The sequence below is a fragment of the Arthrobacter sp. ISL-65 genome (genome assembly GCF_018613795.1).
GTDB lineage: Bacteria > Actinomycetota > Actinomycetes > Actinomycetales > Micrococcaceae > Arthrobacter.
The window spans coordinates 1-24,983 of sequence record NZ_JAGGPN010000014.1; the positions used below are offsets into that span (position 1 = coordinate 1).

General features: G+C 63.6%; 21 protein-coding genes and 2 pseudogenes. 11 read left to right on the top strand and 12 right to left on the bottom strand.

The window, feature by feature from the left end:
* The 5 genes and pseudogenes from J7I85_RS05795 to J7I85_RS05815 all read left to right on the top strand — a co-directional run.
* The coding region (locus tag J7I85_RS05795) for an NAD(P)-dependent oxidoreductase (protein ID WP_285289540.1) at window positions 1-515 on the top strand (515 nt) is incomplete at its 5' end.
* Window positions 516-782: 267 nt separating this feature from the next.
* Entirely contained in the window at window positions 783-2,336 is a 1,554-nt protein-coding gene (locus J7I85_RS05800) for a Re/Si-specific NAD(P)(+) transhydrogenase subunit alpha (RefSeq protein WP_214847881.1), read from the top strand.
* On the top strand, window positions 2,333-3,805 hold the full coding sequence (gene pntB / locus J7I85_RS05805) for a Re/Si-specific NAD(P)(+) transhydrogenase subunit beta (RefSeq protein ID WP_251023988.1): 1,473 nt from the start codon (window positions 2,333-2,335) through the stop codon (window positions 3,803-3,805). The genes J7I85_RS05800 and pntB overlap by 4 nt, the downstream gene beginning before the upstream one ends.
* Before the next feature lie 94 nt (window positions 3,806-3,899).
* The gene (locus J7I85_RS05810; protein ID WP_214847891.1) at window positions 3,900-4,112 is read left to right on the top strand and encodes a hypothetical protein; all 213 of its coding nucleotides are present in this window, start codon (window positions 3,900-3,902) and stop codon (window positions 4,110-4,112) included.
* 570 nt (window positions 4,113-4,682) lie between these two features.
* Window positions 4,683-5,005, top strand: a pseudogene (locus J7I85_RS05815) (transposase); the annotation flags it as partial.
* Between the two features lie 52 nt (window positions 5,006-5,057).
* Here J7I85_RS05815 and J7I85_RS05820 read toward each other — a convergent pair.
* Both J7I85_RS05820 and J7I85_RS05825 read right to left on the bottom strand, forming a co-directional pair.
* Window positions 5,058-5,402: pseudogene (locus J7I85_RS05820) on the bottom strand (recombinase family protein); the annotation flags it as partial.
* Between the two features lie 125 nt (window positions 5,403-5,527).
* On the bottom strand, window positions 5,528-6,871 hold the full coding sequence (locus J7I85_RS05825; protein ID WP_214847893.1) for an MFS transporter: 1,344 nt from the start codon (window positions 6,869-6,871) through the stop codon (window positions 5,528-5,530).
* Window positions 6,872-7,147: 276 nt separating this feature from the next.
* Between J7I85_RS05825 and J7I85_RS05830 the strand changes: the two genes are divergently transcribed.
* The 4 genes from J7I85_RS05830 (at window position 7,148) to J7I85_RS05845 (ending at window position 10,691) form a co-directional block, all read left to right on the top strand.
* Complete coding sequence (locus J7I85_RS05830) at window positions 7,148-7,729, top strand: helix-turn-helix transcriptional regulator (RefSeq protein ID WP_214847895.1); 582 nt, start codon at window positions 7,148-7,150, stop codon at window positions 7,727-7,729.
* Window positions 7,730-7,894: 165 nt separating this feature from the next.
* Window positions 7,895-8,992, top strand: coding sequence for an aromatic ring-hydroxylating dioxygenase subunit alpha (locus J7I85_RS05835; RefSeq protein WP_214847897.1), 1,098 nt, complete (start codon window positions 7,895-7,897; stop codon window positions 8,990-8,992).
* A 34-nt stretch (window positions 8,993-9,026) separates the two neighbouring features.
* Window positions 9,027-10,031: a PDR/VanB family oxidoreductase gene (locus J7I85_RS05840; protein WP_214847899.1), complete on the top strand. Its 1,005-nt coding sequence runs from the start codon at window positions 9,027-9,029 to the stop codon at window positions 10,029-10,031.
* Window positions 10,032-10,487: 456 nt separating this feature from the next.
* The gene (locus tag J7I85_RS05845) at window positions 10,488-10,691 is read left to right on the top strand and encodes a hypothetical protein (RefSeq protein ID WP_214847901.1); all 204 of its coding nucleotides are present in this window, start codon (window positions 10,488-10,490) and stop codon (window positions 10,689-10,691) included.
* A 173-nt stretch (window positions 10,692-10,864) separates the two neighbouring features.
* Here J7I85_RS05845 and J7I85_RS05850 read toward each other — a convergent pair whose 3' ends face one another.
* The 4 genes from J7I85_RS05850 to J7I85_RS05865 all read right to left on the bottom strand — a co-directional run bounded on the left by J7I85_RS05850 (window position 10,865) and on the right by J7I85_RS05865 (window position 13,589).
* Window positions 10,865-11,182, bottom strand: coding sequence for a hypothetical protein (locus tag J7I85_RS05850; protein WP_214847903.1), 318 nt, complete (start codon window positions 11,180-11,182; stop codon window positions 10,865-10,867).
* 161 nt (window positions 11,183-11,343) lie between these two features.
* Window positions 11,344-11,670, bottom strand: coding sequence for a hypothetical protein (locus J7I85_RS05855; protein ID WP_214847905.1), 327 nt, complete (start codon window positions 11,668-11,670; stop codon window positions 11,344-11,346).
* A gap of 712 nt (window positions 11,671-12,382) precedes the next feature.
* The gene (locus J7I85_RS05860) at window positions 12,383-13,039 is read right to left on the bottom strand and encodes a ScbR family autoregulator-binding transcription factor (RefSeq protein ID WP_214847911.1); all 657 of its coding nucleotides are present in this window, start codon (window positions 13,037-13,039) and stop codon (window positions 12,383-12,385) included.
* A gap of 334 nt (window positions 13,040-13,373) precedes the next feature.
* Complete coding sequence (locus J7I85_RS05865) at window positions 13,374-13,589, bottom strand: DUF2188 domain-containing protein (protein WP_251023989.1); 216 nt, start codon at window positions 13,587-13,589, stop codon at window positions 13,374-13,376.
* A gap of 64 nt (window positions 13,590-13,653) precedes the next feature.
* Between J7I85_RS05865 and J7I85_RS05870 the strand changes: the two genes are divergently transcribed.
* The gene (locus tag J7I85_RS05870) at window positions 13,654-14,688 is read left to right on the top strand and encodes an AAA family ATPase (RefSeq protein ID WP_214847913.1); all 1,035 of its coding nucleotides are present in this window, start codon (window positions 13,654-13,656) and stop codon (window positions 14,686-14,688) included.
* Window positions 14,689-14,972: 284 nt separating this feature from the next.
* Here the strand turns inward: J7I85_RS05870 and J7I85_RS05875 are convergent, their stop codons facing one another.
* The 6 genes from J7I85_RS05875 to J7I85_RS05900 form a co-directional block, all read right to left on the bottom strand.
* Window positions 14,973-15,680 carry a hypothetical protein gene (locus J7I85_RS05875; RefSeq protein WP_214847915.1) on the bottom strand — a complete coding sequence of 236 codons (708 nt, stop codon included), beginning with the start codon at window positions 15,678-15,680 and terminating at the stop codon, window positions 14,973-14,975.
* Between the two features lie 243 nt (window positions 15,681-15,923).
* Complete coding sequence (locus tag J7I85_RS05880; RefSeq protein WP_214847917.1) at window positions 15,924-17,378, bottom strand: family 43 glycosylhydrolase; 1,455 nt, start codon at window positions 17,376-17,378, stop codon at window positions 15,924-15,926.
* Between the two features lie 56 nt (window positions 17,379-17,434).
* Window positions 17,435-18,451: a galactofuranose ABC transporter, permease protein YjfF gene (yjfF, locus tag J7I85_RS05885; RefSeq protein ID WP_214847919.1), complete on the bottom strand. Its 1,017-nt coding sequence runs from the start codon at window positions 18,449-18,451 to the stop codon at window positions 17,435-17,437.
* The gene (locus J7I85_RS05890; protein ID WP_214847921.1) at window positions 18,451-19,494 is read right to left on the bottom strand and encodes an ABC transporter permease; all 1,044 of its coding nucleotides are present in this window, start codon (window positions 19,492-19,494) and stop codon (window positions 18,451-18,453) included. Before J7I85_RS05890 ends, yjfF begins: the two co-directional genes overlap by 1 nt.
* Window positions 19,491-21,017 (bottom strand): sugar ABC transporter ATP-binding protein, encoded by a 1,527-nt coding sequence (locus tag J7I85_RS05895; RefSeq protein ID WP_214847923.1) that lies wholly within the window; start codon window positions 21,015-21,017, stop codon window positions 19,491-19,493. Before J7I85_RS05895 ends, J7I85_RS05890 begins: the two co-directional genes overlap by 4 nt.
* Before the next feature lie 115 nt (window positions 21,018-21,132).
* Window positions 21,133-22,116 carry an ABC transporter substrate-binding protein gene (locus J7I85_RS05900; RefSeq protein WP_214847925.1) on the bottom strand — a complete coding sequence of 328 codons (984 nt, stop codon included), beginning with the start codon at window positions 22,114-22,116 and terminating at the stop codon, window positions 21,133-21,135.
* Between the two features lie 311 nt (window positions 22,117-22,427).
* Between J7I85_RS05900 and J7I85_RS05905 the strand changes: the two genes are divergently transcribed.
* Window positions 22,428-24,965: an alpha-L-arabinofuranosidase C-terminal domain-containing protein gene (locus tag J7I85_RS05905; protein ID WP_214847927.1), complete on the top strand. Its 2,538-nt coding sequence runs from the start codon at window positions 22,428-22,430 to the stop codon at window positions 24,963-24,965.
* The last annotated feature ends 18 nt before the right edge of the window (window positions 24,966-24,983 follow it).

The following is a 24,983-nucleotide window of genomic DNA, read 5'->3' on the forward strand; positions in this document are numbered from 1 at the left end:
TCCAAGGCAAGACCCTCGGCGGCATCGGCCAGGCGACGGCACGCCGGGCCAAGGCCTTCGGCATGGACATCGTCTACCAGTCGCGCAGCGAGATCGACCCCGCAATTGCCGCGGAACTGGGCGCCCGGCGGGTCGATCTCGACGAGTTGCTGACTGTTTCCGATGTCGTATCCTTGCACTGCCCTTACGGAGCCGCCACGCACCATCTGATCGGCGCCGAGCAGCTCGCAGCGATGAAGAGCTCGACGTACCTCGTCAATACCGCGCGCGGGCCGATCGTTGACGAAGCAGCGCTCGCTTCTGCGCTTCGCGAGGGACAGATCGCGGGCGCCGGGCTCGACGTTTTTGAGAAGGAGCCCAGCGTGCACCCTGGATTGCTCGAGCTCGAGAACGTGGTGCTCGTGCCGCACCTCGGCTCCGCCACCGTCGAAACGCGCACCGCGATGGCGATGCTCGCTGCAGACAACGCCCTGGCAGTGCTCAGCGACGAACGACCGCCCGCCCCGATCAATTAGAGGCGACCGGCGCCACGAACGAGACGACAACCGGCCGAGTACGAGCCCCGCCCCAAAGGGATGGAACCCCGGACTACTCAGCCTCCGACGTCGTCCGTCTCCGCGGCCGTGTCTCCGAGGAACATGCCTCCGCAACAGGCACTGTGAAATACGGGGGCCAGCCCGGCGACGGAACCACCGTGGCCGCTGCTCTTCGTAGGCCGGACAGATTCCTACTGCCTCCCGGTAACAGCATTTACCGGGCATCACATCGCAAAGAGAGAACATATGACACATATTGGCATCGTGGCCGAGCTAGGTAATGAGTCCCGGGTGGCAGCGACGCCTGTCACCGTGAAGCAGTTGTTGGAGTTAGGCTACGACGTTGTGGTCGAGAAGGGTGCGGGGGAGTCCTCGTCCTTCAGAGACGACATGTACGCCGAAGCCGGTGCACTGATCGTTGGCGCCGACGAGGCGTGGGGCAGTGAGGTGGTACTTCGGATCAACCCGCCCACCGAGGATGAGATCGGCCGTCTGGCCGACGGTGCGACGCTGATCGGGATGTTGAGCCCCGGATTGCGGCCGGAACTGGTGGAAGCGTTGGCGGCCCGTCCAATCACAGCGCTGGCGTTGGACGCGGTGCCGCGGATCTCGCGCGCTCAGTCCATGGATGTGCTTAGTTCGATGGCGAACATTGCCGGGTACCGGGCCGTGATCGAGGCGGCCCACGAGTTCGGCCGGTTTTTCACGGGTCAGGTCACCGCGGCGGGCAAGGTCCCGCCGGCGAAGGTCCTGGTGGCCGGCGCCGGTGTGGCTGGTTTAGCCGCGATCGGTGCCGCCAGCAGCCTCGGGGCCGTCGTGCGGGCAACGGATCCGCGGCCCGAGGTCGCCGACCAGGTGAAGTCGATCGGCGGGACCTACCTCAAGGTGGAGGTCGCGGAGGAGATGCAGTCCTCGGACGGGTATGCGAAGGCCACCTCTGAGGCGTATAACGCCCGCGCTGCGGAGATTTACTCGGAGCAGGCAGCTGATGTGGACATCATCATCACCACGGCCCTGATCCCAGGGCGTCCGGCGCCGAAGCTGCTCACGGCCGAGGACGTGGCCGGGATGAAGGCTGGCAGCGTGATCGTGGACATGGCTGCCGGGCAGGGCGGGAACGTCGAAGGCTCGGTCGCCGGAGAACGGATAGTTACGGATAACGGTGTGGTGATACTGGGTTACACAGATCTTCCGGCCCGTTTGCCGGCCCAGGCGTCCCAGCTGTACGGGACGAACATGGTGAACCTGCTCAAGCTCCTGACCAAGGACAAAGACGGCCAGCTGAAGATCGACTTTGATGACGTGGTCCAGCGCTCTGTGACGGTGGTCCGGGACGGTGAGAAGACCTGGCCCCCGCCCCCGGTCCAGGTCTCCGCAGTACCCGCAGCCACGACCCAGGTCCCGGCCGCCGAAAGCACTGCGCCGAAGAAGAAGGAAGGCCTCAGCCCGGCCGGTAAGGCCGGTCTCTTCGCCGCGGGCATCGCGGTGCTGTTCGGGATCAACGCGGTCGCCCCGGCGCCGCTGCCGCAGCACTTCACGGTGCTGATGCTCTCCATCGTGGTCGGCTTCTACGTCATCGGGAAGGTCCATCACGCCCTGCACACCCCGCTGATGTCCGTCACGAACGCGATCTCCGGGATCATCGTCGTCGGGGCGCTGCTGCAGGTCACCTCCGACAACGTCGTGATGCAGGTGCTCGCCGCTGTCGCGGTCCTGCTGGCCAGCATTAACATTTTCGGCGGCTTCGCCGTCACCCGGCGCATGCTCGCCATGTTCTCGGCCGGCAAGGCACGTTCATGAGCGTCGCCACCGAAGCAGCAGGAATTCTATCGAGGAGCCTTACCGTGTCTGACACCGTCTCCGGTCCGTTGACCGCCGACTCCATCGCGGGGGCGGCCTACGTCGTCGCGGCCCTGCTGTTCATCCTCAGCCTCGCCGGGCTGAGCAAGCATGAAAAAGCCCGTGCAGGGGTGATCTATGGCATCACCGGGATGGTCATCGCCCTGGCCGCGACGATCTGGCTGACCCTCCAGGACGCCTGGGGCACCGGCGCCGGCCTCACTGGCTTGGTCCTGCTCGTGGCTGCGGTGCTGGTGGGCGGCGCCATCGGGCTTTGGCGCGCCCGCGTGGTCGAAATGACCGGCATGCCCGAGCTGATCGCGCTGCTGCACAGCTTCGTGGGCCTCGCCGCGGTCCTTGTCGGCTGGAACGGGCACCTCGAAGCCCCGGACCTGTCCCCGGACCTGACAGCGATCCACCACGCTGAGGTGTTCATCGGCGTGTTCATCGGCGCAGTGACCTTCACCGGCTCGATCGTGGCGTTCCTGAAACTCTCCGCCCGGATGAAGTCCTCGCCGCTGATGCTGCCGGGCAAGAACGCGATCAACCTCGGCGCCCTCGCCGCCTTCATCGGCCTCACCGTCTGGTACGTCAACGACTCCCAGCTCTGGCTCCTCATCGTCGTCACTCTCCTTGCCCTCGGGCTGGGTTGGCACCTGGTGGCCTCCATCGGCGGCGGCGACATGCCCGTGGTTGTGTCCATGCTCAACAGCTACTCGGGCTGGGCCGCCGCTGCGGCGGGTTTCCTGCTGAACAATGACCTGCTGATCATCACCGGCGCCCTGGTCGGATCCTCGGGCGCCTACCTGTCCTACATCATGTGCAGGGCCATGAACCGGTCCTTCATCTCCGTGATCGCCGGCGGGTTCGGCATCGCCGCACCGGCCGCCGCGGACGCAGAGTACGGCGAGCACCGCGAAATCACGGCCCAGGCCACCGCGGAGATGCTGACCAACGCCTCGTCCGTGGTCATCACCCCCGGTTACGGCATGGCCGTCGCCCAGGCCCAATACCCCGTCGCCGAACTCGCCCACCAGCTCCGCGAGAAGGGTGTGAATGTCAGGTTCGGCATCCACCCCGTCGCAGGGCGCCTGCCCGGGCACATGAACGTCCTCCTCGCCGAAGCCAAAGTCCCCTACGACATCGTCCTGGAAATGGACGAAATCAACGACGACCTCGGCGACACCTCCGTCGTCCTCGTCATCGGCGCCAACGACACCGTCAACCCCTCAGCCGCCGAAGACCCCGGCAGCCCCATCGCCGGCATGCCAGTACTCCGCGTCTGGGAAGCAGAGAACGTCGTCGTGTTTAAACGATCCATGGCAGCCGGCTACGCCGGCGTCCAAAACCCCCTGTTCTTCCGCGACAACTCCCAAATGCTCTTCGGCGACGCCAAAGCCCGCGTCGAAGACATCCTCAAAGCGTTCTGACAGAAAGCACGTCTTGGGCTTCCTGCAGTTCATCCCCCCGCACTGGCGGCGTACGTACAATCACCCAACCCCCAACGGAGATAAGGACAAAACCATGCCCCAAGACCGAGCTCCGGACAACCGCATTCGCCAAGATGCGGTCCGATCCTTTCCGTCCGCCCCGCCGCAGACACGTGAGGATTCTGCGGCGCGGGAAATTCCTAGTATTGACGCCTTCGGCGCCTCACCCTGGGTCGGCCTTCACTACCGGCACGAGTTCCTGCTCCACCACCGGCACGAACTGCTGGCGCACCAGGGGGATGCATAGCACGGCAAGCTACTTGGCGAACACCCCGTGTTGCCGGAGGGTGTTAGCGTGGTCGATCGCTGATCACTGCGAGATTCTGGATGGTTGCAGGCGAGCCCAGTGGAAGCACCGCCCGGGCGTGCCTATGCAACCGGGAGTGACCTCACCGGCCCTCGAGAACGAATAGCTTTCATGGACGAATGCAAAACTTCTTCTGACCTAGAACGCCTAAGTTTCAGCAAGCGGGAGGTTTCGCAGCTACTTCAACTCCCGCGGGTTTAACGCCTGTGAGGATTGGGGTGGCTGGTCTGGGATTGGCTGGCAGAGTAGGTGCAGGCCGTTCCACCCGGCGGTCGTGACTCATTAAACGCTTGGCCCCGTCCAAGGGTGTCCTGTTATCGACTTGTCCGTCTGTTGGGTGGGCGGCCGGCACCTGCCCGGCCCACCTCGGTGACTTGATCAGAAGATTGTCCGCCTCCGCGCGGGGCGTGGCCCGTCACAGTGCTGTTCCGAAGTGACCTCTACCCGGACTGGTACCGGCCCGTAACGGCCTGACCATGTCCGCGAAATGAGGAAGGTGCCAGAACCGCTATGACTATCGTTGCGCATTCCCACCCGTTTGTCGTAGGTGTCGACACCCACGCCCGGAAGCACGTCTTCGCCATCATCGCCGCGGCAAGCGGCGAACGGATCGAAAACCGGGATTTCCCAGCGACGGGGGCCGGTATCAGTCGCGCCATTGCTTGGGTTGCCCGTCGCACCGGGGCCGATCTGGCCACTCTGTGGGTGATTGAGGGCGCGGCTTCTTATGGTGCCGTGTTGGCTGTGCAGTCGCAGCTGCCGGCTACCAGGTCGCAAAAGCCACGCGCATGGACGCCCTGCCGCGTCGTGGGGTTGGTAAGTCGGATCCGTTGCCAGGACGATGCCTTCCCTTTGGCGTTCCCTAATGAGGGAACGTTCGAATTAAGCGAAGGCGCCCATGACGGAGAGCATGACGTTGGCTATGGGGGAGTCCTCGCCGGTGAAGACCAGGCTCTCTTTGACGCACTCCGCCCGCACGCCTTTGCGTGTGAGGCCTTGGACGAGGGCACGCAGGTCATCGAGGTTGCGGGCGAGCCGGTCCATGCTGTGCACCACAACGGTGTCGCCGTCGCGGGCGAACCGCAGCAGTTCGGTAAGTTGTGGCCTGTCGGTGTCCCTGCCCGAGGCCTTGTCCGTGAAGACCCGGTCCAGAACCTGACCTTCGAGCTGGCGTTTCTCGTTCTGGTCCAGCGTGCTCACGCGCACGTACCCGATCCTCTGTCCATTCAACGGGCTTCCCAACCCTCATCGTGTCAGGTTGAGTTCTAGGCTCGTCGCAGAAAAAGGTCAAGCAGTCTTCCCAGACCTATTGACGTGAGGCAACAGGGGGTCCTTCTACAACTGCGACAAACCCCTCATGCTCGCAGCGTACGTTCTTTTTCTCTGTCATTCAGAGCACCGCTGTCTTGCTGTGATGGCCGCATTGCAGCGACGGCTCCGCCCGCAATGAGGACCACGACGCCTACGCCAATGTAGAGCATGGATGCCGTCCAATGTGCGTCCAGGAGGGCTCCGGTGATGAGTGGGGCGACGATGGCGCCAATGCGGCCGATCCCGATCGCCCAGCCGACGCCGGTGCTCCGGACGGATGCGCCGTATAGTGCGGGGGTGATGGTGTACATGCCGGCGATGCAACCGTTGATCAGCATGCCCACGACGCCGCCTGCGATGAAGGCCAGGGCCAGGATGCCGGCGGTGGAAATGAACATCACCATGGTGGCTGCGGAGAGTACGGCGAACGCGATCATCACCTTGCGGCTGTTCCAGCGGATAGTCAGCAGGCCGTAGAGCAGTGATCCGAAGGTGCCGCCGAGGGTTAACATGAGCCCGCCGATGACACCCTGGCTTTCTGTCATGCCGGCCGTGACGAGGAGCCGCGGCGTCCAGCTGTTCACAAAGTAGAACCCGAACATGGTGGCAAAAAAGGCCAACCACACGAGCGACGTGGAGCGGCGGTTGCCTGCAGTGAATAGTTCGGAGAGCTTGTTCTTGCGGTCCGCCTTGACGGCGGGGATCGGGAGTTCCGTCACTTCTGGCTGCCCGATCTTGCGGGCAATTTTGTTGAGGCGCTCGAGGACGTTGCGCGGACGGCGGTTGGCCAGGAAGTCCACGGACTCCGGCAGCAGGATGGCCAGAAGGATCAGGACGGCGGCGGTGCAGATCCCGCCAAACAGGAAAACCGAGCGCCAGCCGAAGCTTGCCTGGAGAGTTACGGCGGCGGCGCCGCCCAGGGTCGCCCCGATGCCGTAGCCGGCTGTGTAGATGCTGATGGCCAGACCGCGCCACCGGTTGGAAGAGTATTCGCTGGCGATCACATTGGTGCAGGCGAGGATGCCGCCAATGCCCAGGCCCGTTACGACACGCCATATCCCCAGCTCCACCGCCGAATGTGCAATTGAGGCGAGCAACATCCCGGCGGTGGCCAGGCCAACGGAGATCAGGACCATGGGCCGGCGTCCGATGATGTCGGCGAAAGGGGCCAGGCCCAAGGATCCGACGGCCATGCCAACCAGTCCGGAGCTCAGCAGGATGCCCAGTTCCGCTCCACTGAGGCCGAAGTCACGCGTGACGCTGTTGGCCGTGAAAGCCATAGCCAGAACGTCGAAGCCATCGAGGGCGTTCAGGACGATGCATAGTCCGACGATCAACCACTGGTACAGGGACATCCGGGACGCGTCGATGCGTTCTTGGAGTTGCATGGGGCTACTTTCTCGAGGCCGGGGACAGGCCGGGCGGGAATTAGGTTAGGTTGCACGCGGAAGGGCCGGTGTGCACGAGTCGGGGCCGTAGCCTGCGCGGACCTCGTCGTCGAGGACCAGCAGCCTGCCAACTATCTATACTGATAGTTAGATGTGGCGTGAGAGACACAGCATAACTATGAACATAGTTAGTTGACAAGAGGTTCAATTGAGCCGGCGCCCGGCTGCCGTGATGAGTTGAACGGTGGCGCCCCGACGGAGAGGATTGGTGGCCGAATGAGTCTGCGCTATGCCCTGCTTGCCTTGCTGACATCTCAGCCCCTTACGGGCTATGACGTTTTGAAGCACTTCGAACAATCTGTCGGGTACGTCTGGCACGCACCTGACTCGCAGATCTATCCCGAGCTCCGCCGGATGGAAAAGGACGGTCTCCTTAATGGCGTCGAGGAGCCTTGGGGCACAAAAGGGAAGAAGAAGCGGTACCACATCACGCCGGAGGGGGTTGAGGCTTTCCGGTCCTGGATGAATACCACCCTCGACTACGCCCGCGAGCGAGATCCGATCCACCTCAAGGCGGCATATCTGGAGTGGGCCGACCCGGATCAAGCGCGGAACCAGATGCATGCCCACATTGCGTATCACTCCTCCCGTGCCCAGCAATGGCGGGAGATGATCGCCGCCCTTGAGGACCGGAGCAATCCCATCTTGGCTACTCGCCTCGCGGCGGCGCCTAAGGAAGATTGGACCAAAATCGCGGGATACAAGATTTTCACTTATGAAGGCATGATCGACCGCGCCAAGGCCGAGATCGAATGGGCGCGGCGCGGCCTTGATCTGATAGACAAGCTCGAGTCCTGAGCAAGGAAGGACCGGTGCCTCCGCAGGCCTCCCGGGCCTTCAATCGCTTTCCGCGCCGCCCTGGCGCTTGCCTTGCCTGAAGAACGCCTTGCCACTATCTATCAACATAGTTATGCTGTGGTGCAGACCACTACCTATGTAGATAGATATAGCGAAGGAATGATCATGACCGCGCTGATGCAGTCCGTGAGTTCGACAACCAACAAAGTTCTCGGCTATCCGCTCAATGCCTGGTACGTGGCCGCGTGGGACCATGAGGTGACCCGGCAGCCGATGTCGCGGCGCATCGCTGACCGCCCGCTCGCCCTGTACCGCACGGAGGACGGCAGGGCCGTGGCGCTGGCGGACGCCTGCTGGCACCGCCTGGCACCCCTGTCCATGGGCAAGACGCTCGGCAAGGATCAAATCCAATGTCCCTATCACGGCATTGTCTACAACTCCGCAGGCCGCTGCGTGTCCATGCCCGCGCAGGAGACCATCAACCCCAGCGCCACCGTGCCTTCCTTCCCCGTGATCGAGCGGTACCGGTATGTGTGGGTCTGGCTGGGCGACCCCACATTGGCAGACCCAGACCTAATCCCGGACATGCACCAGATGAATTCGGACGACTGGGCCGGTGACGGGGAGACCATTTTTGCCCCGTGCAATTACCAGCTGGTGCTGGACAACCTGATGGACCTCACCCACGAGGAGTTCGTCCACTCCTCCTCGATCGGGCAGGACGAACTGAGCGAGTCTGATTTCGTCGTGACCCAGGACGGCAACACCGTCACCGTGTCCCGCTGGATGCTCGACATCGACGCACCGCCGTTCTGGCTCAAGAACATGCGCGACAAGTTCCCCGGTTTCGAGGGCAAAGTCGACCGCTGGCAAATCATTACCTTCCAGTCGCCGTCGACCATCAACATCGACGTCGGCGTCGCCAAGGCTGGTACGGGGGCGCCGGAAGGGGACCGCAGCCAGGGCGTGAACGGCTTCGTTATGAACACCATTTCACCGGAGACTGCCAAAACCTGCCACTACTTCTGGGCTTTCATGCGCAACTACCGCTTGGAAAGCCAACTGATCACCACCCAGCTGCGTGACGGCGTGCACGGTGTGTTTGGCGAGGACGAGGCCATGCTCAAAGCCCAGCAGGAGGCCATCGACGCCAACCCGGACTACGAGTTCTACAACCTCAACATTGACGCCGGCGGCATGTGGGTCCGGCGGCTGATCGAGCGCCAGCTCGCCGCCGAGGGCCGACTCATCCCAACCGTCTGACCGCACCACTCCACCGAGAAGTTAGAGGACAGTCATGGCAGCAACGAACATAGAGGTCTGGCAGACCGGAACCGTTGTCGAAGCGGAATTCGTCACCGCAGAGACCCGGCGCCTGGTCCTGTCCCAGTCGCTACCGAAGAAAGCAGAGCCCGGTTCGCACATCGACGTAATGGTCACGATCAACGGAGAACGACACAAACGCTCCTACTCCGTTGTGGATTCCAGTGAGGGTGGTCTGCGAGTGGCCATAAGTGTCTTCCGGGCCCCGCAATCCCGCGGCGGCTCGGTGTTCATGCAGGGACTGGAGGTAGGGGACCAGTTGGAGATCACCCAGCCCCTGCAGAACTTCCCGCTCCGAGTGGGCGCCCCGCGCTACGTGCTGCTGGCCGGCGGTATCGGTATCACCGCGATGGTCAACATGGCCCGCGTCCTCCACAACATCAAGGCGGACTACACCCTCGTCTACGCAGGCCGCAGCCGCGCCGCCATGGCCTACCTGCCCCAGCTGGAAGAGCTCCACGGCGACGCGCTCCGAGTCCACGTGGACGACGAAGGTACGGCGCTGAAAGTCGACGAGTTGCTGGCCGGGGTGGACCAGGATGCAGAGCTCTACATGTGCGGACCAATCCGGCTGATGGATGCGGTGAAACGGGGCTGGGCCGCACGCGGGCTAAGCGTGCCCAATCTCCGCTACGAGACCTTCGGCAACAGCGGCTGGTTCGATCCCGAGGAATTCGTCGTCCGCGTGCCGCGCCTGGGCGTAGAGACGACCGTTCCAGCCGGAAAGTCGATGCTGGAAGCCCTCGAAGACGCCGGCGTCGACATGATGTTCGACTGCCGAAAGGGCGAATGCGGTCTCTGTGAAGTGCGGCTGCTGAGCCTGCAGGGCGCCGTCGACCACCGCGACGTCTTCTACAGCGAACGCCAGCAAAACGCCGCAGCCAAGATGTGCTGCTGCGTCTCCCGCGTCGTCAGCTCCGGAACCGGCGCCCGCGCGGACTCAGCTGCGCCATGTGCCGTCATCACCATCGACGTTTAAGTGCCAGCCGCATACAAGAGGGGAGCGAAGGCCCGCCACTCCATTTCCTGCCAGTCCTTGAGATCGGATTTCACCTTGCGCAACATCATCTTTGGCGCTCTTGAGCACGTGCCCCTTGCTTCGCGCCGACGACTGCTTCAAGGCGCGGGACTTGCGATGCTCGGCACCGCCCTGACTGCCGTCCCGTCCCCGGCCCAAGCCGCGGCGACTGGAAAGAAGGCACGTACACGGCTCGTTCTGCTCGGCACGGCAGGCGGGCCAAATATAGTCACCGGCGCAGCAAGACGGGGAGTTGTACGCCTCGGTGCCCATCGCTCCCACATGGATTTGAATCCCTAGTTATCGGCCCCTCGTGTCCCAGAGCCAGGTTTCAGGGATTGAGAGCACGACCTTTCCAGTAACGGCCAGTTCTAGGCCTGCAGACCTAACTCACAATTGGACATCGGAGACCAAACCATGTCGACAGCAACTCCAACAATCACCATCGAAGCTGAAGGCGTTACTTCAAGAGATCGACAGCTTGAGCAGGCAATCGACCTGCTTCGAGACAAAACAACTCATTGCGGCATCCTTGTAACAAGACTCAACTTCACTACCTATACCGCCGCACTGAGCTTCGACGTCGAATATGGATTAATTCAAGAACTGGATCTGCTCTGAACCAATTGCGGCTGCGCCAGCTTTTGGCCCAAATTGGCCCCGGAACCGGAGTTCTCGCAGCTACTTCTACTCCGGTGGTTTGAGCGCCGATAATCGACCTTTCGTCATCTCAGCACGCAGCCGTTGAACCTTAGCCTCCCGCTATACGCGCGTCACTGGCAAACCTTCAGGGGTCAGAAGCTGTAGCCCGATGTTGGAGGCGTGGATGCCTGCCCGGTCCGTGGCTGCTGCTGACGAACGGGAAGAGCATCAATTTTGACCAGGGCGCGGTGTACCGCAACGAGAATCATGATGTAGCCGGCCACCGCGAGGAGCACACCAACGCCCGCGAGGATCGCACCGATCATTAGTCCGCCTCGATTTGAGTTTCCGGTATACAGCGCAGCGATGTTTGGGGCGGCGATAGCTGCACCAAGTGCACCAAAGATTGGGCCGCCAATGGCCATCAGGATTCCGGCTTTGAAGATCCCTGCTGAACGTTGGAATCGCATATTTCCCCCATCTGATCGTCGTGGCTAGGGGACAGACTACAGCTGGACAGGGACAGGGAACCGTATCCGGGACCGTGAGGCAGTGCCGCCCAAGACAGGGCAGCGCCGATGGAACCTCTGCGTCGTATCGGAAGCAGGACACCGCGCCGGCCGCCCATTGGTCATCCGGCCAGGTTCAAGCCCCGCATCGGATCATGACTCGCCGAATAGTTTCGAATCGAATGATGCGTGTCAGCGGCCAGCATGGCGTCGATCTGGGCCGTCTGGTGCGCCCGAAAGGCCTTGTCGGCGTTGGCGTTCGTGCTGGCGAGGGACGGTATATCGAGGCCGGCATTGCATCCTCTGCAGCGAATCTCATCAGTGCCCACCCAGCTGTATGCCGGGTGCAGTTTCCGTACTTGTTGCATTGCTGCGGTGACAGCTTCGGTGTGGGCTGCAAAGTGCGCTTCATCCTCTTGACTGAGGATGAGCCCTATGTCGATGGTCATGGTGCCTCTACGTCGTTCCCGATGGTGCCATTGACAGTAATGGGTGCTGCTTCACCGAGGAACGCCCCGAGGGTCACGGTTGCCTAACCCTTTCTGGGCTACTCGTGGGCGCGACGCAAACAGGAACGGATTGACGGCCTTTGACTGGCAGCGTTTCGGGCCGCCGATACCCCAACACGCGGTTCCCATTGAGAGATGGGCCAACAAAACTGGAACCAGACAAATGAGGGCTTGCAGGTCCTTCCCCCAACCAACTTGATCGCCGATAACGGATATTTCGTCAACTAGGCGGGCGGACAGCCGTGGCGGGGGAGCGTCTTATTCCCCTTCCAGGTCAGCCCTAGTATCTGGAAGGCGTCCCTGATCGCGGTGCTGTCGTGATGGAGTTCTTCGGGCGTGATGTGTCGAAGCCTTGGGCTCACTTGCTCGTCTCCTGGCCGTGCGCAGGACCGCACGTCAGGCGCCGCCGGGCTGGGCTGTGTCGACGCCCCCAAACATGCACGTCGACACAGCCTCGTCTTTCCTGGCGGACCTTTCAACGGATCCGAGACAACAGTAAATGACCAGCGCCCATGAAACAAGACGGTCGTCCGGTTTTGTGAAGCGGGGCTGTGATGACGGGGCATTGCGCTTCCAGGAGAATATTTCCGGGCCAAGGAACGCGTCAGGCTATCGCGGCTGTCCGCACCTGTCCCTAGGCCGAGGACGAAGCCTAACCCTGCCGTGGACCAGGACCTCCAGCGGACACCAGTCCGGACAGGGTCTGAGGGTCCTCGTTGAAGTCTTCATGCATGAGTCCGGGAAGCAGGATGGCCCACATCTCTTCAATCCGCTGCATGACGTCAGCGCGCCCGGTCAGTACACCGGAGACCATCTGAACGCCGGTGAAGGACGCAACAAGGTATCTGGCAAGGGCCGCGGAGTCGACGGAGGATCGCACCTGCTTTTCTCTTTTGGCCCGTTCAGTCAGCTGCTCCATGACTGCGATCCAGTCCTCGTACGGTCCCTGCACCGGCTCGCCAAATGCGGTCGCCTCCAGCGTGAGACGGATGCCGGCCCTGACAACCGGCTCGTGCACCAGCTTGAGCCCGAACACGCGGCACAGGAGGATCATGGTCGGCAGGGCCGGTCGGTCCGGGATGACGAGAGTCTCGCTCTCCGCCACGACGATCCGGTGCTGCTCCTCAATGACGGCCCTGGCCAGATCTTCCTTGGACTGGAAGTGGAAGTAGAGTGCCCCTTTGGTCACCTTGGCCGCATCGGATACCTGGGTCAGACTTGCGCTGCCGTAGCCGTGCTCCTCGAAGACCGCTGCCGCTCCGACGATTATCGCCTCACGGGTGGCCTTGGCACGATCCTGAAGGACCATCAATGAACCTCAACTGAACTATTCGGCATGGTTCCCGGACTCACTCAATCGGTCGGAGTAAGCCAGCGTCCTTGTTCGATCGTAGCAAGACGGTCAACCGGTCCGGTTCCCGGGCTTACTCCGGGCTTCTTAGGTTCATGAGTAGACGGCGATGGCGGTCACCATAGGCATGTTCTGGACCGCTGTACCGGCCGGCCTGCTGCCGGTGCCCGAGTTGTTGTGGCTGTGGTCCTGCGTGGAGGCATCGCACAGGACGGTGGCTTCACCGCCTAGATTATGTCAACCTAAACCGGCTGATATTGCATCTGATGCATACCCGAGGCCGACGTGCCGGTCAGCCGGGAACGTTCCTCGGGTCGTTGCCGTGACTGTTCTTCTCGGCAATCTTGCCGTCCTGATTCTTGATGACGTGCTCCGCCTTGTCGGCTTTCGCGGCGTCCCGGCCGGCAGCTTCTGCCTCATCCTTGGTGCCGTAGTCAGCACCGAAAGCACGGCCAGTGCCCGCATTATCCGACGGAGACTGCCTGTACCGCGTGAACACTACGACCAAAAGGGAGTTGATAGTGGTGAGGCCAACCCCACCCCGGTCGGGAATCGAGTACTACAGTGGATGCATGGCTGCCAGCCGCAATCCGCTCGACGACCTGCGCGAAACCATCGGCCATCTGGCCGATCAGCTCAAGCTGCCCGGTTCGGAGCGCGTCGACGACCTGGTCGGCGATCTCATCGGTGCGAGGCCCGGGCCGGCCCGGCCGCTGTCCGAGGTGCAGGCCGAGCTCGACGCGCTGGTCGGACTGGAGACCGTGAAGGAACAGGTGCGGGCCCTCGTCGCACTGCTCCAGGTCCAGGCCCGCCGTAAGACGCACGGACTGCCGGAGGTGGCCACATCACAGCATCTGGTGTTCCTCGGAAACCCGGGCACGGGCAAGACCACCGTGGCGCGGCTCCTGGCCGAGATGTACCGCGCGGTCGGTCTGCTGCAGAAAGGCCACCTGGTCGAGGTCGACCGTTCGGGCCTGGTGGGGCAGTACGTCGGCGCGACCGCCATCAAGACGGACCGGGTGATCCGGCGTGCGCTGGACGGCGTCCTGTTCATCGACGAGGCCTACGCGCTGGCCCCGGAGGACGGCCGGATGGACTTCGGCCCCGAGGCGATCGAGGTCCTGCTCAAGCGGATGGAGGACCACCGCCACCGCCTGGTCGTGATCGTGGCCGGGTACCCAAGGCTGATGGAGTCCTTTCTGCTCTCGAACCCCGGACTGCGCTCCCGGTTCGCCCGCGAGATCACGTTCCCCGACTACTCCGTCGACGCACTCCAGACGATCTTCCACCAGATGCTGGCCCAGCACGAGTACACGCTGGAGCCGGGTGCGGACCAGATGCTGCGCCGCATCTTCACCGGGCTCCACGCGGGCGAGGACTCCGGCAACGCACGGTTCGCCCGCACGCTGTTCGAGCAGGCGCTCAACCGCCAGGCGCTGCGGCTGTCGCTCGACGAGGAACAAAGTCTCGACGCGCTCGATCGTGAGGCCGTCATGACGCTCACCGCGGACGACATCGTCGAGGCCGCGCTGGCCTTGGGCGAGGAGCCGGAGCCGGAACCGACGCCGGAACCGGAGCGGTCACGCTGGTGGCGCTGGCTGGTCTGACCGGATCTGCGGCGGCTGTCAGGCGAATGCCCGTCCCGCCCCCGAGCGGGAAAAAGCACAACTATTCCACAAGTATGCACTCCAAAATGCCTCGAATAAGCGGGTCAGCCCCTACCAAGCCCGATTGCCGCAACTGCGACAAGACGAAGGACTACTTCGATTCCGAGGGCATCAGGTACACCACCGTCGACATCCTAAGCCTGACTTCGACGGGTACGGGACGGCACAAGACCCAGCGCGGGCTTAGCGCAACGGTCAGCCCGCCGGTTCCAGCATCGTGTTGCCTATTTGTATTCCAGGCTGAGCAGGAGGGCCTTGAGCTCGTGGAACTTCCCGGTTGCCGTCCAGGCTTTGGCCGCGTCGGGGGTTGCGAAGGCGGGCTTCTCCTCGTCGTGGAAGACCGCGAAGGCAGACATGACCCCGTTGGCCAAGAGAACCTGGTTGGTTCCGGAAGTATCCTGGGACGGCAGAAACTCGTCGGCGAGCCTGACGTCCATGAAATAGTGCGGGCTGCCGGCGATGACGTCGTAACCGAAGCCGAACTCGGTGGGTTTCCCGGCCCTATCAGTGATCCCCGGCACAGGCGCGTGCTCCAGGACGGTCCGCTTGGCGGGGCCGGCGGCGGCATCGCCGTACATGCCGCTGAGGATGCGGGCCACTTCGGACCCAGAGCTGTCCGCCACGACGGCGACCACGGAACCGGCCTTGTCCTTCTCAGTCAAGTACGGGCCCTGCTCGGTCCTGACTTTCCAGTCGGCTGGGTAAGTGAATGAGATGTGCCCGTCAGGGAAGGTGAAACTTTGCGTTTGCTGGGGCGTCTCCGCGCTCGGAGCAGTTGCGGACGTGGTTGTTGCCGGCGCCGGTTCAGCCGTGGACGTTGGGGTAATCACTGTGGCTGTGACGGACTGCTGCGGACTGCCCTGCTGGGCGGTACAGGCAGTGCTGGTGAGCACCATGCCTGCCAGGGTGGCTGCCGCCAACGAATGGTGCATGCTGCGTGTCTTCAATTTGTCTCCAAAGGAAGTGCGCGGACAGGGCGTACAGAGAATACCGCTCCCACCCGCTCCTGAACATGCCCCGATCGTTAGCGCTGCAAGGCAAGGACTGCATGGTTCTTAAACCGAATGCAGGGCCGGCGGAGAACCGCCGGCCCTGCACTTTTGCAACCACCACATCACCAGTGATTTGCACTCACCCGCACGTCACGCGTGCAGGAGTCTTTAGCAGCGGAGCCTCTAGGAGCGCAGGAAGAACGTGGCCGCAGCCCGCTCGTTCTTGCCCACCTTCGCCAAAACGAGGGCACCGTCCCGAAGCACCAGGTAGGAACCCGGCACGTCGACCGACTCGAAGGAGGCCCCAGTAGCGTCCGAGAGGCCGCCCCGCTGCAGGAAGGCGGACGACGAACCCTCCGTAGTCGCGATGGCGACCGATGATCCCTGCACCCGGAGATAGCGGCCCTTGGTCAGAACAGGCTCGATGACCACTGAGTTCTTCTTGGCGTATCCCGGGGCGAGCCGGAACTGGGACGCTCCCAGCGCGGGGGAGGAAGCGGCGGTGACGGTGACGCCGTCGTGCGCCAGAAAAGTACCCGAAGCAGAGGCGGGTTCCAGACGCACCGGCAGTTCGCCGTCGCCCACCGGTACACCGAAGTTCGGCGTGCCGTCCGCATTCCAGTACAGCCGCTGCACCCGGGCGTGCCGGTTGGGGTCGTACAGCGGATCGCCCACGATGTTGCGGTAAGACCGGGCGTGGTACACCAGCACGTCGTTGCCGGCCTCGTCAACGGTGAAGGAGTTGTGGCCGGGCCCGTACTGCTTCGATCCCTCGTTGGTGGTGAACACCGGAGTGGGTGTCTTGGTCCAGGATGCCGCGTTGAGCAGGTCGGCGCCGGCGTCGGCCGTCAGGAGGCCCATGCAGTAGTTGGCGTCCGTGGCGCTCGCGGAGAAGGTGACGAAGATGCGGCCGTTCCGCTTGATCACCGCGGCGCCTTCGTTGACCTTGTAGCCGCGGGTCTCCCAGTCCAGCGTCGGAACGGCAATGCGGACCGGGGTGCTGGAGAGCGTCGACGGCGACGACATGGAGGCGATGTACAGGCTGGAGTTCACGCCGGTGTCGCTTTGCGCCCAGAGCAGATACCGTGTGCCGGCGTGCTCGAAGGTGGTGGCATCCAGCGAGAACGTGTCGGCGTGCGTGCGCACCCGGACCGGTGCATCCCAGACGGCGTCGGCCGGGTCCGCCGCGTCGGTGGAAATCACGTAGATCCGCACCCGGAACACATCGTTGCTGTCCCCGGCGGCGAAGTAGATGTGCCATTTGCCGTCGAAGTGGTGCAGTTCGGGCGCCCAGATGTGGCCGCCCATGGTTCCGGACGCGGGCCGGGTCCACACCACGGCCTCCGTGGCGCTGCCCAGGCCGGCGATGGTGGGGGAGGAGCGCACGATGATGCGGTTGTACTCGGGCACGGAACCGGTGAAGTAGTACTTGCCGTCCGTGTGCTTCATGAGCCACGGGTCCGCCCGCTGCGGAACCACCGGGTTGATCACCGGACCGGAGCCGACGGCGGCAGCGGCGGCCGGGGCAGCCACAAGGGCTCCGCCTCCGGCGCCCGCGACAGCGAAGGCTGCGGCTGCGGCGGTTCCGGAACCCAGGAAGGTGCGGCGGGAGAACTGGCGGTTGACGGGAACATTCATGCTGAAAAACGTCCTTTCGACGTGCGGGAAGTGAAGGAACGGGCGAAGCGGAACAGTCAGCGTGCCTTCCGGGCGAAGAGCCGCTGGAGCAGGATGAAAACGAGGAGCAGGCCGCCGATGACGATCTTCGTCCACCAGGAACTGAGGGTTCCGTCGTAGGCGATGAAGGTCTGGACGATCCCCAGCACCAGCACGCCGACGACGGATCCCAGGACGTAGCCGGTGCCGCCGGTCAGCAGGGTGCCGCCGATGACCACGGCCGCGATGGCGTCGAGCTCCATGCCCTGGGCTGCGAGGCTGTAGCCCGAGAGGCTGTAGAAGGAGAACAGGATGCCGGCAATTGCCGAGCAGAGACCGCTCAGGGCATAGACCAGGATCTTGGTGGCCTTCACGGGTAGGCCCATCAGCATGGCGGAATGCTCGTTGCCGCCGATCGCGTAGACCGTCCGGCCGAAGCGCGTGTGGTGCAGGACGAAGAAGGCCGCGGCCACGATCCCCAGCGCCAGCAGCACGCCCGGCGAGACGAACAGGTCCCCGGGCAGCGGGATCTGCGCCTGCGCCATGCCGGTGAAGAACGCCTCGTTGACCGGGATCGAATCGAGGCTGATGACGTAGCAGAGGCCGCGGGCCAGGAACATGCCGGCCAGGGTGACGATGAACGGCTGGATATCGAAGTACTGGATGATCAGCCCCATCAGGAGGCCCAGCCCGCCGCCGATGAGCAGCACCAGGACGATGACGGCGCCCGGGTTCCAGCCCTGCTGCAGGAGCGTGGCGCTCACCATCATGGACAGTGCGACGACGGCACCCACCGAAAGGTCGATGCCGCCGGTGAGGATCACGAAGGTCATGCCGACGGCGAGCACGATGAGGAAGGTGTTGTCGATGAAGAGGTTCAGGAAGACCTGGCCGGAGAGGAAGCTGGGGTACATCCCCGCCCCCACGGCGAACATGGCGATGAACAGGCCCACCGTCGCAAGCGTCGGTGCGTAGCGCGCGCCCCCACGGAGGCGATTGCGCGCCGGCGAAGGCTTCTTGAGGGTCAGGGGCGTAAGCGTGGACAGCGGGGACATTAGATGGCGACCTTTTCCTTTGCGGCTTCCTTGGCGGCGGGCTTGGGGGCTGCCTTGAAACGGCTGAGCAGGTTCCGCGCCTTCGGCGCCTGCAGGAGGCAAACGGTGATGACCACGAGGGCCTTGAACACCAGGGTCACTTCCGGCGGGATGCCGAGGGTGTAGACGGTGGTGGTCAGCGTCTGGATGATGAAGGCCCCGACGACGGTTCCCACCAGCGTGTACCGCCCGCCTGCCAGCGAGGTGCCGCCGATGACCACGGCCAAGATGGCGTCCATTTCGATGTAGAGGCCGGCGTTGTTGGCGTCGGCCGCAGTGACGTTGGAACTGATCATCAGGCCGGCGATCGCGGCGCACACGGCGCTGAAGACGTAGACAATCCAGATGATGTTCCGCGCGCGGAGCCCGGCCAGGCGGCTGGCGACCGGGTTGATGCCGACGGCCTCGATCAGGGTTCCCAGTGCGGTGCGCCGGGTGAGGACGGCCGCCAGGGCAAAAACCGCCGCGGTGATCAGGATGGAGATCGGAAGGGTGAACAGGTACCCGGCGCCGATCGACTTGTAGGAGTCGTTGGACACGGAGACGATCTGGCCGCCGGTGATGAGCTGGGCCACGCCGCGGCCCGCCGTCATCAGCACCAGGGTGGCGATGATCGGCTGGACGCCGATGGTGGACACCAGGAAGCCGTTCCAGACACCCAGGGCAAGGCCGGCGACGACGGCGATGAGGACCGCCGTCGCAGCCGTCACCGGGGATCCGGGTTCGGGGGATGCGGCGATGTAGGCGCATGAGGCCGCGCCGGCGATCGCCACCACTGCCCCCACCGAAAGGTCGATGCCGCGGGTGGCGATGACCAGGGTCATGCCGAGGGCGATGAGGATGGTGGGTGCGCCGTTGCGCATGATGTCGATCAGGCTGCCGTAGAGGTGCCCGTCCTGCATCCGAAGGCTCATGAAGTCAGGCCTGAAGACCTGGTTCAGCAGCAGCAGCGCTGCGAGGGCAATCACCGGCCACGCAAGGCGGTGTTTCAGAAGGGATTTCACTGGGCGCCTCCGGCGATGACCGTCATGACGTCTTCCACGGAGACGCCGTCATTATTGATTTCGGCGACCATTGCCCTGTCCTTGATGACGGCAATGCGGTCGCTCACGCGCAGCACTTCCTCGAGCTCGGAGGAGATAAAGAGGATAGACATCCCGTCGGCCGCGAGTTGGTTGACGAGCTTCTGGATCTGGGTCTTGGCGCCGATGTCGATGCCGCGGGTGGGCTCGTCGAGGATCAGGAGTTCGGGATGGGTCACCAGCCAGCGGGCCAGGAGCACCTTCTGCTGGTTTCCGCCGCTGAGGTTGCGGATGAGTGCGTCGGGGTTCGCCGGCCGGATGTCGAGGGCCTCGATGTACTCGGCCACCAGCTGGTCCTGGACCCGGCGGGGGATGCGGCGCGCCCAGCCTTTGCTGGCCTGCATGGCCAGCACCAGGTTGTCCCGCACGGTGAGGTCCCCGATGAGGCCTTCCTCCTTGCGGTCCTCCGAGCAGAATCCGATGCGCTTGTCGATCGCGGTACGCGGGGAACGGATCTTCTGGCTGGCGCCCTTGAGCTTGATGGTGCCTTCGTCGGCCTTGTCTGCGCCGAAAAAGAGCCGGGCAATCTCTGTCCGGCCGGCACCGAGCAGGCCGGCCAGGCCCACCACCTCGCCCGGATAGATGGAGAGGTCCACGTCGGATACCGATCCCTTCCGGCCGAGGCCCTGGGCCTCGATGAAGGGCGTGACGCCGGCGCCGTTGCTGGCACGGGTCCGGGCGGGGGCCTGGTCCAGTTCGGCGAGGGCTTCCATGTCCTTGCCGATCATCTTGGAGATGAGGCTCATCCGGGACAGATCGCGGGTCAGATATTCGCCCACGAGTTTGCCGTTGCGGAGGACGGTCATGCGGTCCGAGATCTCGTAGACCTGCTCCAGGAAGTGGGAGACAAACAGGATGGCGACGCCGCGGTCGCGCAGGTCCCGGATGACGCGGAAAAGCTGGTTGACCTCGTCGGCGTCCAGGCTCGACGTCGGCTCGTCCAGGATGAGGACCTTGGCGTTGATCTCCACCGAGCGGGCGATGGCGATCAGCTGCTGGATGGCGATGGAATGGGTGGACAGCAGCGATCCGGGATCGATGTGGTCCAGCTGCAGTTCGGCGAGGACCGCCCGGGTCCGGGACCGCACGCCTTTCCAGTCGATGGAACCCCGACGGCGGGGCTCGCGGCCCAGCAGGACGTTTTCCTCAACGGTGAGGTTGGGGCAGAGGTTGACTTCCTGGTAAACGGTGCTGATGCCGGCCGCCTGGGATTCTCCCGGCGTCGAGAACCGCTTCGGTTCGCCGAGTACCGTGATGGTGCCGGAATCAATGGTGTAGACGCCGGTCAGGGCCTTGATCAGCGTGGACTTGCCGGCGCCGTTCTCTCCCATTAGGGCGTGGACTTCACCTTGGAAGAGGCGGAAGTCAACGCCGTCGAGCGCCTTAACTCCTGGGAATCCAATAGCTATGTCGGTCATCTCGACGACCGGAACGATCTCGTTCATCCTCGTGTCTTTTCTGTGCTGGGTCTGCCATGCAACTGGCTGCCGGGCTGTGCTTGGTGTGTGCCGTGCGGCGGCGGTAATCCGCCGCCGCACGGACGAACAGGTGCGCCGCGGCTTAGTAGGGGCGGCTGGCAAGAACCTGCTTGGCCTGCTCCTGCGTGAAGGTGGTCTCCTCGGTGACCACGCGCTCGGGCACACTCTCGCCGGCAATGACCTTCTTGGCCAGATCCATCAGCTGGTCGCCGAGCATGGGGCTGCACTCGACGATGTAGTTGATCTTGCCGTTGCTCAGCGCGGTCATGCCGTCCTTCACGGCGTCGATCGTGATGATCTTGATGTCCTTGCCCGGGACCTTGCCGGCGGCTTCGATTGCCTCGATGGCGCCGAGGCCCTCGTCGTCATTGTGGGCGAACACCACGTCGATGTCAGCGTTGTTCTTCAGGAAGGCCTCCATGACCTGCTTGCCGCCGCTGCGGGTGAAGTCGCCGCTCTGCGAGGCGACGATCTTCAGCTTCGGGTCAGCCTTGATGGCCTCGGCGAAGCCTTCCTTGCGGTCGTTCGCCGGTGCGGATCCGGTGGTGCCCTGGATTTCCACGATGTTGACGGTATCGGTGGCGGCCTTGGAGTCCTTGACCAGCCAGTCCCCGGCCTTCTTGCCTTCCTCGACGAAGTCAGAGCCCAGGAAGGTCTTGTACAGCGTCTTGTCCGACGAGTCCACGGCGCGGTCCGTCAGGATGACCGGAATCTTTGCCGTCTTGGCTTCCTTCAGCACCGTGTCCCAGCCCGACTCCACCACGGGGGAGAAGGCAATAACATCGACCTTTTGCTGGATGTAGGAGCGGATTGCCTTGATCTGGTTCTCCTGCTTCTGCTGGGCGTCGGAGAACTTCAGGTCCACTCCGGCAGTCTTCGCCGAATCCTGGACTGACTTGGTGTTGGCGGTTCGCCAGCCGCTCTCGGCGCCGACCTGGGCGAAGCCCATGGTGATCTTGTCATCGCCGGAGTTGCCGGCAGCACTGCCGGCTCCCGCGGTTCCGCCGCAGGCAGTGAGGGTAAGCATTGATGCGGCGGCCACCGCAAGCAGGGATTTCTTAAACACAACATCCTCCCGGAAGCGTTAGTTTCATGCAGGCGGGAGACTTCAAACACCGCCATTGCCGAAGTGAGCTGATGCTCTGTGGATCATTGTGAACGCTAACAATCTGGCCCGTCAAGTAGCTTCGGTCACAATTTCGAAGCACCCCCGGAATGGCTGTCGATTTTGAGAATGCCCTTTACAAGAACCGAAAGATATCGAATACTCGACTCCGGTCGGCGATTTGTTAGCGTTCACAAAGTAGGTTGCTGCGCACCGCAGCCTAGTCAAACCAGTGCCGGCGAACCGTTCAATGGAGAAAGGCCTTCCCTTCCATGCCATCAAAACCACCAAGTCCCGCCAGGCGTGCCTGCACCATGGTGCTTGCCGGATCCCTCTCGGCTGCGCTGCTGTCCCTCGCGCCGGCCCTGGGCGCCAACGCCGAGTCGGGCGAGAACCGGACCATCAGCATCAACGCCGCCGGTTCCGGGCCTTCGATTGATTCGACCATGTACGGGGCCTTCTACGAGGACATCAACCAGGGCGCCGACGGCGGCATCTATGCGGAACTTGTCCAGAACCGGTCCTTCGAATTCAACTCCGGGGACAACCGCACCTACACGCCGATGACCGCCTGGGAAACCCTGAAGCGGGGCAGTGACGGAACAGTCGCCGTCGTCAATGACAGCAACCGACTGAACGAAAACAACCGGAACTACCTGCAGATCGACGCCACGGCGGCCGGCGCGGGAACCGGCGCCGGAGTGGGTGTGCGCAACAGCGGCTGGAACGCCGGCCAGAAGCTCGAAGCGCACAAGAAGTACAACTACTCGGTGTGGGCGCGGACCTCCAACCCCGCCGGGTCAACCCTTGCCGTGACGCTGGAGACCCCGGAGGGCACCCGGCTGGACATCGCCACCGTCAAGATTAAGGGTGACAGCTGGGCCAAATACGAGGTGACCCTGTCGCCCAAGTCCTCCACGGGCGCTGGCCGGCTCGCCACGCTTGTCCAGGGAACGGGCACCGTCCGGCTCGACATGGTTTCGCTGTTCCCCAAGGACACCTGGAACGGCAGGGAAAACGGGCTCCGCGAGGACCTCGCCGAGAAGATCAACGACCTGCACCCCGGGTTCCTGCGCTTCCCCGGCGGCTGCATCGTCAACACCGGAAGCTACGACACCTACTCGGCTCCCAACTACACCCGGGCCCGCACCTACCAGTGGAAAGACACCATCGGGCCGGTGGAGCAGCGTCCGGCCAACCGCAACTTCTGGGGCTACAACCAGACCTACGGCCTGGGCTACATGGAGTACTTCCAGTGGGCCGAGGACATGGGGGCTGCCCCCGTGCCGGTGGTCCCGGTGGGCGTGACCGGCTGCGGCGACACCAACCAGGCCCCGGACCAGGCGACGCTTGACCGGTACATCCAGGACACGCTGGACCTGATCGAGTTCGCCAACGGCGACGCCAGCACCGAGTGGGGCGCCAAGCGCATCGCCTACGGCCACCCGGCACCCTACAACCTGGACCGCATCAGCCTGGGCAACGAGGAGTACAAGCCTGCATTCAAGCAGTACTTCACCCAGTTCTACAACGCCGTCCGCAAGGCCCACCCCGAGATCAAGATCATCGGTAACACGGGGCCGTTCAGCCAGGGTCCCGAGTTCGAGGACCTCGCCAACTTCAACGCCACCACGGGCGTGGACCTCGTTGACGAGCACTACTACAACACGCCCTCATGGTTCCTGAACAACAACCACCGCTACGACTCCTATGACCGCAACAGCTACAAGGTCTTCCTCGGCGAGTACGCGTCGCAGGGGAACAAGCCGGAGAACGCCCTGGCGGAAGCCTCCTACATGACCGGCCTGGAGCGGAACGCGGACGTGGTCAAGATGGCGTCCTACGCGCCGCTGATCGCAAACGAGGCCAACACGCAGTGGAGCCCGGACATGATGTTCTTCAACGGCACGTCCGTACGGACCACCCCCAACTACGAGGTCCAGAAGCTGTTCATGAACAACGTGGGCACCCAGGTGGTTCCGAGCACACAGGACAACCCGGCTTCCACTGTGGTGCCGATTTCCGGCAAGATCGGCCTGTCCACGTGGGCCACCTCCGCCCGCTACGACGACGTCAAGGTCACCGGGGCCGACGGCGCCACGCTGTTCAGCGACGACTTCTCCGGAACGGCGGCTGCCTGGACCGGCAACGGCACCGGATCCTGGTCCATCAAGGACGGCGGCTACGTCCAGTCCAGCACCACCGCCCAGAACACCATGGTGACCGCGGGAAGCGCCGACTGGAGCAACTACACGCTCAGCACCAAGGCAACCAAGCTGGCCGGTTCTGAAGGCTTCCTTGTCTCCTTCGGCGTCAAGGACACCGGCAACTACTTCTGGTGGAACCTGGGCGGCTGGAACAACTCGAAGTCAGTCGTCGAAAAGGCCGTCAACGGCGGCAAGACGAACGTCATCGAAAAGAACACCGTGATCCAGGCCGGGCATGAATACGACATCCGGGTCGAGGTCTCCGGGCGCACGGCCAAGCTGTACCTGGACAACGTCCTGTGGGGCACCGTGGACGACACGCAGGCCGACCCCGTCTACTCCGTGGTCACGAAGGACGCCAAGTCCGGTGACACCATCGTGAAGGTGGTCAATACGAAGGCTGAAAAGACGCCGGTGGACATCAACGTGGCGGGTGCGTCCGGCATCAGCTCCACGGCAGCGGTGACCACCCTGACCCAGACCGCCGACGGGCAGAACCTTGCTCCGGCGTCGAGCACCTTCAGCGGAGCCGGGGCGGCATTCACCTACGAGTTCGAGCCCAACTCGGTGACCTTCATCCGGCTCGCCGCAGCCCGCAAGTAAGCATCACACCAAAGCCAC